At 73.8% G+C, this 12,567-nt stretch carries 6 protein-coding genes; 4 read left to right on the forward strand and 2 right to left on the reverse strand.

Annotated features, from left to right (window positions below):
- Nucleotides 1-90: 90 nt before the first annotated feature.
- Nucleotides 91-2,295 carry an ATP-dependent DNA helicase RecG gene (gene recG, locus AB0N16_RS35390; RefSeq protein WP_365804035.1) on the reverse strand — a complete coding sequence of 735 codons (2,205 nt, stop codon included), beginning with the start codon at nt 2,293-2,295 and terminating at the stop codon, nt 91-93.
- A 170-nt stretch (nt 2,296-2,465) separates the two neighbouring features.
- Here recG and AB0N16_RS35395 point away from each other — a divergent pair, with 170 nt between their 5' ends.
- Nucleotides 2,466-4,292 carry an HSP90 family protein gene (locus AB0N16_RS35395; protein WP_365804037.1) on the forward strand — a complete coding sequence of 609 codons (1,827 nt, stop codon included), beginning with the start codon at nt 2,466-2,468 and terminating at the stop codon, nt 4,290-4,292.
- A complete protein-coding gene (locus AB0N16_RS35400; RefSeq protein WP_365804039.1) occupies nt 4,292-7,210 on the forward strand; it encodes a tetratricopeptide repeat protein in 2,919 nt (972 codons plus the stop codon). The genes AB0N16_RS35395 and AB0N16_RS35400 overlap by 1 nt, the downstream gene beginning before the upstream one ends.
- A gap of 19 nt (nt 7,211-7,229) precedes the next feature.
- Here the strand turns inward: AB0N16_RS35400 and AB0N16_RS35405 are convergent, their stop codons facing one another.
- Nucleotides 7,230-8,912 carry a DAK2 domain-containing protein gene (locus tag AB0N16_RS35405; protein ID WP_365804041.1) on the reverse strand — a complete coding sequence of 561 codons (1,683 nt, stop codon included), beginning with the start codon at nt 8,910-8,912 and terminating at the stop codon, nt 7,230-7,232.
- Nucleotides 8,913-9,171: 259 nt separating this feature from the next.
- On the opposite strand from AB0N16_RS35405, the gene rpmB reads away from it, so the two are divergent.
- Both rpmB and AB0N16_RS35415 read left to right on the forward strand, forming a co-directional pair.
- A complete protein-coding gene (gene rpmB, locus AB0N16_RS35410; RefSeq protein WP_003993230.1) occupies nt 9,172-9,357 on the forward strand; it encodes a 50S ribosomal protein L28 in 186 nt (61 codons plus the stop codon).
- A 154-nt stretch (nt 9,358-9,511) separates the two neighbouring features.
- Complete coding sequence (locus tag AB0N16_RS35415; RefSeq protein ID WP_365804043.1) at nt 9,512-12,547, forward strand: BTAD domain-containing putative transcriptional regulator; 3,036 nt, start codon at nt 9,512-9,514, stop codon at nt 12,545-12,547.
- Nucleotides 12,548-12,567 lie beyond the last annotated feature (20 nt).

Here is a 12,567-nt window from a genome sequence, read left to right on the forward strand (position 1 = left end):
ACTGGGGTGGGGCCTGGTCCGGGACAGCGGCTGCGGGTCCACCGTGGCTTGTCGCGCAGTTCCCCGCGCCCCTTGCGGGGCGCTGCAGCTTCAGCCCTTTTCCAGGAACTGCTCCCTCTCCTCGTCCAAGAGGGCGTCCAGGGCCGTTCGTAGCCCCGGGAGCTCGGCAAGCTCCGGGTCCTTCGCCACCAGGGCCGTCGCCTCCTCCCGCGCCTCCGCGATGATCTCCTCGTCCTCGATGACCGCCAGGACGCGGAGGCTGGAGCGGGCTCCGGACTGGGCCTGGCCCAGAACGTCGCCCTCTCTGCGCTGTTCGAGGTCGATGCGGGAGAGCTCGAAGCCGTCCAGGGTCGAGGCGACCGCCGTCAGGCGCTGGCGGGCCGGGCTCGCCTCGGGCATCTCCGTGACCAGGAGGCAGAGGCCGGCGGCGGAACCCCGGCCCACTCGGCCGCGCAGCTGGTGGAGCTGGGAGACGCCGAAGCGGTCGGCGTCCATGATCACCATGGCGGTGGCGTTGGGGACGTTCACGCCGACCTCGATCACCGTGGTGGCGACCAGGACGTCCGTGTCGCCGGCGGCGAAGCGGCGCATCACCGCGTCCTTGTCGTCGGGGTGCATACGGCCGTGCAGGACCTCCACGCGGAGTCCGTGCAGCGGGCCCTTCGCCAGGTGGTCGGCCACGTCCAGGACGGCGAGCGGGGGGCGCTTCTCCGCCTCGTCCTCGGCGGACTTCTTCGCCTTCTTGGGGTCGTCCTCCTCGTCGCCGATGCGGGGGCAGACGACGTAGGCCTGATGGCCGTTCCCGACTTCCTCTCTGACCCGTTCCCAGGCGCGGGCCAGGAAGTGGGGTTTGTCGGCGGCGGGGACGACATGTGTGGCGATCGGGGAGCGGCCGGCCGGGAGCTGGTCCAGGACCGAGGTCTCCAGGTCGCCGAAGACCGTCATCGCGACCGTACGCGGGATGGGGGTCGCGGTCATGACGAGGAGGTGGGGTGGTTGTCGGCCCTTGCCGCGCAGGGCGTCCCGCTGTTCCACGCCGAAGCGGTGCTGTTCGTCCACCACCACCAGGCCCAGATCGTGGAACTGGACCTTGTCCTCGATCAGGGCGTGGGTGCCGATCACCAGGCCGGCGTCCCCGGTGACGAGGTCGAGCATCGCCTGGCGGCGGGCGGCCGTGCCCATCGACCCGGTGAGCAGGACGACCTTGGTGGCGTGCTCGGCGCCGCCCAGCATGCCGCCTTCCGCCAACTCCCCCATCATCTCGGTGATCGAGCGGTGGTGCTGCTGGGCCAGCACCTCGGTGGGCGCGAGCATGGCCGCCTGGCCGCCGGCGTCGACCACCGCGAGCATGGCGCGCAGGGCGACCAGGGTCTTCCCGCTGCCGACCTCGCCCTGGAGGAGGCGGTGCATCGGATGCTCCGTCGCCAGGTCGTCGAAGATCTCCTTCGAGACCTTCTGCTGGCCGTCCGTGAGGGTGAACGGGAGACGGTCGTCGAAGGCCGTGAGGAGGCCGTCGGGGCTGGGCCGGCGGGCCACCGCCGGGAGCAGGGCGTCGGTGTGACGACGGCGGGCCAGGGCGACCTGGAGGACGAAGGCCTCGTCCCACTTGAGGCGGGCGCGGGCGTCCTCGACGTCCGTCTTGGTGTGCGGGCGGTGGATCTTGAGGAGGGCCTCGGGGAGGGAGACCAGACCACGGCCCTCACGGAGGGTCGGCGGAAGCGGGTCCAGGGCCTCCTGGACGCTCGGCAGGACCGTCTGGATCGCCTTGCCGATCTTCCAGGACTCCAGCTTGGCGGTGGCCGGGTAGAGCGGGATGAGGGTTCCGGCCCAGGTCTCCACGGATTCGGCCGGGTCGTCGCCACGGAGCAGTTCGTAGGCCGGGTGGGCCAGTTGGAGGCGGCGGTTGAAGACCGAGACCTTGCCGGCGAACATCGCGCGCGTGCCCGGCAGGAGTTCCTTGTGGGGCTTGTGCACGCCGTTGCCGAAGAAGACCAGTTGGAGCCGGCCGCTGCCGTCGGTGATCGTGACCTCCAGCCGCTGTCCCTTGCCGCGGGGTGCCTTGGCGGAGGCGAACGTGTGCAGCCGGGCGTCGGCCACCATGGCGACCACGGTGACGTGTTCGTCCATGGGCAGGTCGGCGAGGTGGGTGAGCTGGCCGCGCTCCTCGTATCTGCGGGGGTAGTGGTGCAGGAGATCGCCGACCGTGTGCAGGCCGAGATGCTCGGCCATCACCTTCGCGGTGGCTGGGCCGAGCACCTTCTTCAGTGGTTCTTCCAGTGCGGGCACGAGATCCATTGCACACCACGCCACTGACAATGCCGTATATGTCTCGGGAAACCCCTGGTCAGACGGCCGTTTTGAGTCATAGGATGGCGCGCTCCGGCCATCCTTCCGCGGTCACCACCCCACCCGGGACCGCCCGACCCCGCGCCGACCCACGTCTTCCCCCCTCCGGCGCAGCGACGATGGACTCCCAGACCTCACAGCCATCCCAGGCATCACAGTCACCTCATACGTTCCAGGTCGACCTGCGTGGTCTGGTGGACCTGCTCTCCCATCATCTGTACTCCAGCCCCAAGGTCTACCTGCGCGAGCTGTTGCAGAACGCGGTGGACGCCATCACCGCCAGACGGGCCGAACAGCCCGACGCCCCGGCGCGGGTGCGGCTGTACGCCGACGGCAGTGCTCTTCGGGTGGAGGACAGCGGCGTCGGGCTCACCGAGTCGGACGTGCACAGTCTGCTCGCGACCATCGGGCGCAGCTCCAAGCGGGCGGACGGGCTGCAAGAGGCCCGCTCCGACTTCCTGGGCCAGTTCGGCATCGGGCTGCTGGCCTGTTTCGTGGTCGCCGAGCGGATCCGGGTGATCAGCCGCAGCGCCCGCACGCCGGACGCGCCGCCCGTGGAGTGGACGGCCCGCGACGACGGGTCGTACACCGTCAGGACGTTGGCGCCCGAGGCCCGGCCCGAGCCCGGCACCACCGTGCATCTGGTGGCGCGGGCGGGGGCGGCGGAGTGGCTGGACGAGCGGCGGGTGCTCGCGCTGGCGCGGGACTTCGGTTCGCTGCTGCCCTACGACGTCCGGGTGGGCGACGAGGCGGTCACCGATCTGCCCGCGCCCTGGGACCGGCCGTACCCCTCCCCCAGCACCCGCCGGGTGGCGCTGGCCCGGCACTGTCAGGAGCTGTTCGGGTTCGCACCGCTGGACTCGATCGCGCTGGACGTGCCGCTGGCCGGGATCCGGGGGGTGGCGTACGTGCTGCCGTCGGCGGTCAGTCCCGCCCAGCGGGCCACCCATCGCGTGCACCTCAAGGGCATGCTGCTCACCGAGCGGGCCGAACAGCTGCTGCCGGACTGGGCCTTCTTCGTGCGCTGTGTCCTGGACACGGACAGTCTGCGGCCGACCGCCTCGCGCGAGTCGTTGTACGAGGACGAGACGCTGGCCGCCGTACGGGAGGCGCTCGGCGAAAGGATTCGGTCCTGGCTGACCGGCCTGGCCGCCGGCGATCCGGAACGGCTCTCGGCGTTCCTGTCCGTGCACCACCTGGGTGTGAAGTCGCTGGCCCGGCACGACCAGGAGATGCTGCGCACCATGCTGCCGTGGCTCCCCTTCGAGACCACGGACGGGCAGCTGTCCCTGGAGGAGTTCGCGCAGCGGCACCCGGTGGTGCACTTCACCCGGACGGTCGAGGAGTACCGGCAGGTCGCGCCGATCGCCTCCGCGCAGGGCGTCGGGGTGATCAACGGCGGTTACACGTACGACAGCGAGCTGGTCGAGGCACTGCCGTCGGTGCGGCCCGGGACGGTCGTCGCGGAGCTGGACGCCGACACCGTGACCGCGCATCTGGACACGGTGGATCCCGCGGAGGAGCTGGCGCTGGCGGGCTTCCTCGCGGCCGCGCGGGCGAAGCTGGACCCGCTGGGCTGTGATGTCGTCCTGCGCGCCTTCCACCCCCTCTCCGTGCCCGCGCTGCACCTGGACGACCGGGCGGCCCGGCACGAGCAGGCCCGCGCGGAGGCCGAGGAGCAGGCCGACGACCTGTGGGCGGGCATCCTGGGCTCGCTGCGCGGCAGCGCGCCCCGGGCGCGTCTGGTGCTCAACCATCTCAACCCGCTGATCCGGCGGATCAGTTCCCTGACGGATCCGGAGCTGATCGGCACCGCGAGCGAATCGCTCTACGGACAGGCGCTGCTGATGGCCCAGCGCCCGCTGCGGCCCGCCGACTCCGCGCTGATCAACCGCTCGTTCATCGGCCTCCTGGAGTGGGCCACTCATGGGGAGGGTGACCGCTGATGGCCGAAACCGGCGGGATCGCGGACTTCGACTCGCTGCGCCGCGCGCTGGCCGAGAACTCCGAGGAGCCGGAGGGGCCCGCCCGCAACGCGCGTGCGGAGCAGCTGCTGCTGGAGGCAGAGAAGCTGAACATCCCGCTCGCCGTGATCGAGGCGCTCGGGCATCAGCTGAAGGTCTACAACTACAGCTCCGAGAAGGACAAGATGTTCGTCCCCTTCGCGCGGCTGCTGCGGATGTGGGACGAGCGGCCCGGGGACTTCGACGAGTACGAGACGCATTCCCTGCACTGGGTCTTCAAGTGGATGTCGGCCGGCATGCTCGACCAGCCGCACATCCCGCTCGCCTCGATCGAGAAGTGGCTCGGCGAGATGGAGCACCGCTACCGGCTCGCCGGGCACTCCGAGCGGGCGGTGCGCAGCGCCGAGTTCAGCGTCGCCGGGCACATCGGTGACTTCACGCGCGCGGAGCGGGCGTACGCGGCCTGGCTGGCGGCGGACCGGGACCGGATGGCCGACTGCCACGCGTGCGAGCTGCACGGGCAGGGCAGCTGGCAGCTGCGGAACGGCCGGGACGCGGCGGCCCTGGAGCTGTGGCGGCCGGTGCTGGAGGGCGAGTACAGCTGCGCCCACGAGCCGCACACGGTCCTCGCCTCCTCCTTGGCGCCGCTGCTGCGCCTTGGCCGGGTCGACGAGGCCCGCGCCCACCACCTGCGCGGTTTCCGGCTGGTCCGCCCCATGGAGAGCATGCGGGGCGCGTACGCGGACCATGTGGAGTTCTGCGCGCTGACCGGCAACGAGGCGCGCGGCCTCGAGCTGCTCGCGGAACGTCCCGCCTACTTCACGGACGCCGGGCAGCCGCGCAGCCGGCTGGACTTCATGGCGGTGGTGACGCTGCTGATGGAGCGGCTGACCGAGCTGGGCCTCGCCGACCAGCGGGTGCCGGGGCCCGCCGGACGGGTGTGGAGCGCCGGGGAACTCGCCGTCCACGCGCGCACGGAGGCTCTGGAGCTGGCCGCGCGGTTCGACGCCCGCAACGGCACCTCGTACGTCGGCGACCAGGTGCGCGAGCGTATGGCCCAGCGGCCGCTGGTGGACCGGCTGCCGCTGGGCGTGCGCGCGGTACGGACGGCGCCCGCCGGACCGGTCGCGCCGGTGGTGCGGGTGCCCGCGCCGGAGCGACCGTCGCTGCCCGCGCTGCTCGCCGAGGCGCGTCGGCTGTCGGACACGCTCCAGCCGCACGCCCTGGACGCCTGGGCGGCGGTCGCGGAGGCCGCCGAGAGCGCCGAGGTGGACACCTATGTCCGCGCGGAGATCGCCGACCATACGGCGATGGGCCGCGGCCCGGAGGGCGTCGAGCTGTTCGAGCGGGCGGCGGAGCTGTACGCGGAGGCCGGCGACGAGGGCGAGGCGATCGCGGCACGCGCGCGTGCGGCCTACGTCCGCGCGCTGTCCGGGGAGCTGGACGAGGCCACGGCCGCGATCGGCGAGCCGTACGACCGGATCCTCGCGTTGTACGCCGACGACGCCACCGGCGTGCGGCAGACGGCGTCCGTGCTGATGAGCCGGGCGCGGATCCTGATGCGGTGGGTGCACGAGCGGTCCGAGGGCGCCACCGACGCCGAGCGGGCCGTGCGGGAACTGCTGGCGCTCGTCGGCGGGCGCGGTGGTTCCGACCTCCGGCTGGTGTCCCGGGCGGCCGAGGGGCGCGCGATGCTCGCCGAACTGGCCGAGCACGCCGGCGACGGGGAGCGGGCGGCCGAGTTGTTCCGGCAGGCGTCGGCCCAGTTCGTCGGCGCGGAGCTGCCGTGGTTCGCGGTGGAGTACGAGGTGCGGGTGGCCGCGCTCGCCCATGAGCAGGGCGACATGGCCGAGGCGGAGCGGGCGCTGCGCGCGGCCCTGGAGCACGGCGGGCCGCATGTGGAGCCGGTCGGGCGGGCCCAGCTGCATCTCCAGCTCGCCGAGGTCCTCGGCGGCCGGGGCGGGGCCGAGGAGGCCGCCGAGCACGCCCTGGAGGCCGCGCACTGGGCCGACGAGGCCGGGGAGAGCGGCACCCTGGGTGCCTGGGCACGGCACCAGCTGGGCGGCTTCCTGCTGCGGCAGGGGCGGTTCGCGGAGGCCGCCGAGGTGCTGGAGTCGGCGCTGGCCGACCTGAGCGCCGAGACACACGGCGACGGCGCGGTCGTCCAGACCCAGTGGTGGCTCGGGGACTGTCTGAGCGAGCTCGGCGAGCACCACGCGGCGGCCGAACGGCGGCTCCAGGCGGCCGAGATCGCCCGGCACTGGCCCGAGCAGCACGACCACGCCACCCTGGCACACCTGGCCGCCGAGTCGCTGGGCAACGCGGGACTGCCCGCCGAGGCGGATCAGGCGTACACGCGCGCGGGCGAGTTGTGGCGGGCCATGGGCAATGTGCACTTCCTGGTCCGCTCGCTGCGGGCGCGCGCCTGGCTGGCGCTGCGCACGGAGGCGGGCGCGGAGGGCGCGCGGCGGCTGATGGCGGCCGCGGTGGCGGAGTGCGAGACGGCCCTGGCGGCGCTTCCCACGCCCGCCGACCCGGCGGCCCGGGAGCGGCTCACCGGTGAACTCGGGCACACCCGCCGGCAGTTCGGTGATCTGCTGGCCCGGTCGGTGCCCGAGGAGGCGGAGGACTCGGCGATCCAGGACGCGTTCGAGGCGGCGCTGGCCGAGATGACGGCGGCGATCGCGGTCTTCGCCGAGCTGGGCGAGGACGGGCTGCACAGCCGTACCGGCGCCGAACTCGCGGCGGGCTGGCTGGAGGCCGACCTGAGCCGGCCGGCGGACGCGGCGGCACGCGCGCGTGCGGTGCTGGACGCCTACGACGGCGCCGACCCGGACGACGACACGGTCCGGGCCCGGCGGGCGGAGGCACGGCAGCTGCTGGAGCCCACGGAGGCGTGAAGGGGCGTGCGAGGGCGGCTCACTCGACGCCGATGAGGAGCGGGGCCCCCTGCCGGCCGCCGTTGTAGACCACCGTGTCGACGGCGAGGTACGCCTCACGCACGCGTGCCTCCAGGCGTTCGGCGACGCCCTCGGGCGCCTCGTCGCCGAGGACGAGGGTGACCAGCTCGCCGCCGGCCTGGAGCATGCGGTCGAGGACGGTCTCGGCGGTGGCCGTCACGTCCGAGCCGATCACCGCCACGTCACCGTCGACCAGGCCCAGCACGTCGCCGGCCTGGCAGATGCCGGCCGTGGTCCAGGACTGCCGTTCCGCGACCACGACCTCGGCGTAGCGGGTGGCGCCGGCCGCCGAGGTCATCTGGACGACGTCCTCGTCGAAGCGGCGGTCCGGCTGGTGCACCGCGAGCGCGGCGATGCCCTGGACCGCCGAGCGGGTCGGGATGAGGGCGACCCGGATGCCCTCCGCGCGGACCTGCTCGGCGGCCGCGGCCGCCGTGTGCCGCAGGTCGGCGTCGTTGGGCAGCAGCACCACCTCGCGCGCGTGGGCACGTCGGACGGCGGCCACCAGTTCCCCGCTGGCGGGCGGCTCCCCGGGGCGCGCGAGCACGGTGGTCGCGCCGGACTCGGTGTACAGCCCGACCAGCCCCTCCCCCGGCACCACGGCCACCACGGCGCGCTGTACCCGCTCGCGCGGCGGCTCCCCGCCGGTGTGCACGTCCCCCGCGCCGAAGTGCGTGATCCGGATCCGGTACGGCCGTCCCGCCTCGACTCCCGCCTCCACGGCGGCGCCGGCGTCGTCGACGTGCACATGGACGTTCCACAGGCCGTCGCCGCCGACCACGACCAGGGAGTCGCCCAGGGTGTCGAGCCGGGTGCGCAGCCGGTCCACGGCGGCGTCCTCGGCCTCCAGGAGGTAGATGACCTCGAAGGCGGGGCCCCCGGCCGACTCGGCGCAGGCGTCGGCCCGGGCGTCGGAAATGGTGTCCACGCGCGCGTGGACGACCGGTACCGCCCCGTACGCGTACGCGTCGAAAGGCGTCGGGCTCTCCCCCGTGAACGCCTCCACCAGCGCCCCGAGCACCGTGACCAGGCCCCGCCCGCCGGCGTCCACCACCCCGGCCCGCTCCAGGGCGGCCAGCTGTCCCGGGGTCTGCGCGAGCGCCTTGCACGCGCCCTCGTAGGCGACCCGCGCGATCGTCCCGCAGTCGCCCTCGGCCCCGTCGGCGCCCTCGGCCGCGTCGGCCGCAGCGGCGGCGACCGACAGCACCGTGCCCTCGACGGGGTGGGCCACGGCCTCGCGGGCGGCGTCGGCGGCGTGGCGCAGGGCGAGCCGCAGCCTCTCGCCGTCGATGTGAGCCGCTTCACCCTCGGTGAGGACATGGGCCATGCCGCGCAGCAGCTGCGCCAGGATCGTGCCGGAGTTGCCGCGCGCGCCTATCAGGGCCCCGTGTGCCATCGCGCGGATCGCGTCGGCCAGGGTGGGGACCTCTTCGCCCAGCTCGTAACCGGCGAAGACGGCCTCCACGGCCCCGGTGGCCGACTCGACCGTCAGATAGAGGTTCGTGCCCGTGTCGCCGTCGGCCACCGGGTACACGTTGATCGCGTCGATCTCCTCGCGCGCCCGGCCGATCGCCCCGAGCGCGAGAGCGCACCAGGTGCGTACCGCGAGAGCATCGAAGAATGTCTGCGGCACCTGCGCCACCTGCGCCTCCTTGAGCTGGCCCGACGTGGTCGCAGCGTAGACCCCGGGAGGGTGTCCACCGGAAGTGGGCGGGGAGCCGACCCCCGAGCTGCCATGCTAGTTTCGTCTAACCGACGCGGCCGTTGTATGCTGCTCCGGTTGCCCGATCCGATCGGGCCATTACCCCTGGCAATGCCACTCAAGATCTCAGATCCCTGGATCTCGATCCCGGCACGCCGGGATTCAACCGTAAGTGCATCTGAAGTCTTTGGAGTGACCCGTGGCTGCCAACTGCGACGTCTGCGGCAAGGGGCCGGGCTTCGGCAACAACATCTCGCACTCGCACCGCCGTACGTCCCGTCGCTGGAACCCGAACATCCAGCGTGTGCGTACCGTGGTCGGCGGGACGCCGAAGCGCGTGAACGCCTGCACCTCGTGCATCAAGGCCGGCAAGGTCTCGCGCTGACGCACTGCTGCTAGCGCGCGGCCACAGCCGGTTCGCCGCACTGAGCCGGTCCACCTGAGGGTGGACCGGCTTTTTGCCGTGCCCGAAGGCCGTCCCGATCAGCCCTGCCCGGAAATCGGAACCCTGGTAAACCGGGCCCTGCCAAGCTGGGCGCATGCGCTTCGGCATCCTCGGCCCCCTGGACATACGCACCGACGACGGCACCCCCGTCGACCCCGGCGGCCCCCGCCCCCGCGCGCTGCTCACCCTGCTGCTCCTGGACGCCGGCCGCGCGGTCTCCGCGCAGCGTCTCGCCGAGGGCCTGTACGGCACCGAGCCGCCCGCCGGAGCCGCCAACGCGCTCCAGTCCCAGATCTCCAGGCTGCGCCGGCGGCTGGCGCCGCACGCCGGGATCGAGGCCACCGCCACCGGTTACCGCGTCGCCGTCACCCCCGACACCGTTGACATACACCAGTTCGAAACCTGGTCCGCGGCCGGCCGCGCCGCCCTCGCCGCCGGCGACCACCGGAACGCGGCGGCCCGGCTCCGGGAGGCGCTCGCCCTGTGGCGCGGCCCCGCACTGCCCGACCTCCCGGACGCGCACGCCGAGGCCGCACGGCTCGAGGAGCTGCGGCTGGCCGCCGTACAGGACCGGATCGAGGCCGATCTGGCGCTCGGCGAGGGTTCCGGGCTGGTCGCGGAGGTGCGGGCGCTGGTGGCCGCCCATCCGCTGAGCGAGCGACTGTACGGGCAGCTGATGCGGGCCCTGCACGCGAGCGGGCGGCCCGCCGAGGCGCTCACGGTGTTCGAGGAGGCCCGTCGTGCCCTCGCCGACCAGCTGGGCGCCGATCCGTCGCCGGAGCTGTCCGCGCTGCACCTGGAGCTGCTCAGAGGCACGGAGCCCGAGCGGCCCGGGCTCCCGGGCCAGCTCACCCGGTTCGTGGGCCGCGAGCCCGAGCTGGCCCGGATCGCCGACCTCCTGGCCGGTTCCCGCCTGGTCACGCTCACCGGACCCGGCGGTGCGGGCAAGACCCGGCTGGCGGTCGAGGCGGCGAACAGGATGGAGGCCGCGCGCACGGGCGACGGCGTCTGTTTCGTCGAGCTGGCGCCACTGGCCGACGGCTCCCAGATCCCGTACGCCGTCCTCACCGGCCTCGGCGTCCGCGAGGGTCTGCGCAGCCCCGCCGCCGACACCACGGATCGGCTGCTGGCCGCCCTGGAGGAGCGCGAGCTGCTGCTCGTCCTCGACAACTGCGAGCACCTGGTCGAGGCCGCGGCAAGGATCGCCGCCCTGCTCCTCGCCTCCTGCCCGGGCGTGCGGGTCCTGGCCACCAGCCGGGAGTCCCTGAACATCACCGGCGAGGTCCTGGTCCCGGTGCCCCCGCTGCCGCCGGAACCGGCGGAGCGGCTCTTCCTGGACCGGGCCCGCGCGGTGCGCCCCGATTTCGGCGGCCACGCGCGCGTGCCGCACATCTGCGCCGCCCTCGACGGACTGCCGCTGGCCATCGAACTGGCGGCGGCCCGGCTGCGCACCCTGACCCCCGACGAACTCGCCGACCGCCTGGACGACCGCTTCCGGCTCCTCTCGCGCGGCGACCGCTCCAAGGCACCCCGGCACCGCACCCTGCGCGCGGTCGTCGAGTGGAGCTGGGATCTGCTGGACGAGGAGGAGCGGGACCTGGCGCGCCGGCTGACGGTGTTCTCCGGGGGCGCGACGCTGGCGGCCGTCGAGGCGGTGTGCGGGCTGCCGTATCCGGAGGACCTGCTGGCCTCGCTGGTGGAGAAGTCGTTTTTGGAGGTGTCCGAGGGCCGCTACCGGATGCTGGAGACGATCCGCGCGTTCGCCGCCGAGGACCTGCCCGACCCGGGTGGCCTGCGGGACGCCCACGCCGGGTACTTCCTGCGGCTGGCCGAGGAGGCCGAGCCGAAACTGCGTGGCGGCGGGCAGCTGCCCTGGCTGGAACGGCTGTCCGCCGAGCACGGCAACCTGGACGCGGCGCTGCGCCATCTCGTGCGCCACGGCCCGGAGGACGCCCTGCGCCTGATGGCCGTCCTGTCCTGTTTCTGGCGGCTGCGCGGGCTGCACGGTGAACAGGTGACGTCGGCACGCGAACTGCTGGCCGTGGTGGGGGACGCGCCGCCGCCGGGGCTGACGGAGGAGTACGTGCTGTGCGCCATCAACGTGCTCCTGGGCGACGGCGACCACGCGGCCGGCGGTGCGGCGGGCGGCGACGAAGGGCTCGTCGCGCGCGTGGACGCTCTGATGGCCGGGTGCGAAGGCCCCTTGCGGCTGCCGTACATCCTCATGCTGTGGTCGATCGCGGCCGGCCCCCGGCCGGCGACCGACGAGCGGGCCCTCGCCCTGGCCGGCGACGACCCCTGGGCGCGTGCGCTGCTCGATGTGGGTCTGGGTTTCCGGGACCTGCTCGCGGGCCGGCCACGGGAGGCGGAGGAGCGCTTCGTCCGCGGGCTGGACGGATTCCGGGCGACGGGTGACCGCTGGGGGATGGCCAACTGCCTCGACCCGCTCGGCATGTCCGCCCACGCGCGCGGGGAGTCGCGCCGCGCCCTGGAGCTGCTCGACGAGGGGCTGGCGTACATGCGCGAGCTGGCGGCGCCCGAGGAGACCGCCGACCTGCTGCGCGCCCGGGGCACCGTGCTGCTGCACCAGGGCGACACGGCGGGCGCCGAGGCCCACTTCGAGCAGGCGCTGACCCTCGCCCGTGGTGCCGGGCTCCCCGACAAGGTGGCGGGCGCCCGGCGCGGTCTCGGCGACGCCGCCCGGCTCTCCGGGGACACGGCACGCGCGCGCGTGCACTACGAGAACGCCCTCAGGGAGTGTGCCGCCAACTGGTTCAGCGTCGGCGAGACGGTCCGGATCCTCATCGGGCTCGGCCGCACGGCCGCTGCCGAGGGGGACACCGAGGCGGCCCACGACTGGTTCCGACAGGCCGCCGAACTCGCCGTCGACGGCCCGGGCACCCTCGAACTCGCCGACGCGGCGGAGGCGTTGGCGTCGGTCGCCGACTCGGCCGAGCGGGCCGCCGTACTGCTCGGCGCGGCGACGGCCCTGCGGGGCGCCCGCGCCGAGGCCGACCCGGACGTCGTACGCGTCGAGCGGGAGGTACGCGCGAAGCTGTCGGCCGAAGCCTACGACCAGGCCTTCGACCAGGGCCTACGGCAGCGGTCAGCCGCGGTCAGCGAACGGTAGGAGGACGGTCAGCGGCACCG

It is taken from the genome of Streptomyces sp. NPDC051105, from assembly GCF_040682795.1.
Classification (GTDB): domain Bacteria; phylum Actinomycetota; class Actinomycetes; order Streptomycetales; family Streptomycetaceae; genus Streptomyces.

Excerpts from the sequence above, each read along its gene's own strand:
- recG (WP_365804035.1), bottom strand. The coding sequence starts at position 2,295 with ATGGATCTCGTGCCCGCACTGGAAGAACCACTGAAGAAGGTGCTCGGC.
- AB0N16_RS35395 (WP_365804037.1), top strand. The coding sequence starts at position 2,466 with ATGGACTCCCAGACCTCACAGCCATCCCAGGCATCACAGTCACCTCAT.
- AB0N16_RS35400 (WP_365804039.1), top strand. The coding sequence starts at position 4,292 with ATGGCCGAAACCGGCGGGATCGCGGACTTCGACTCGCTGCGCCGCGCG.
- AB0N16_RS35415 (WP_365804043.1), top strand. The coding sequence starts at position 9,512 with ATGCGCTTCGGCATCCTCGGCCCCCTGGACATACGCACCGACGACGGC.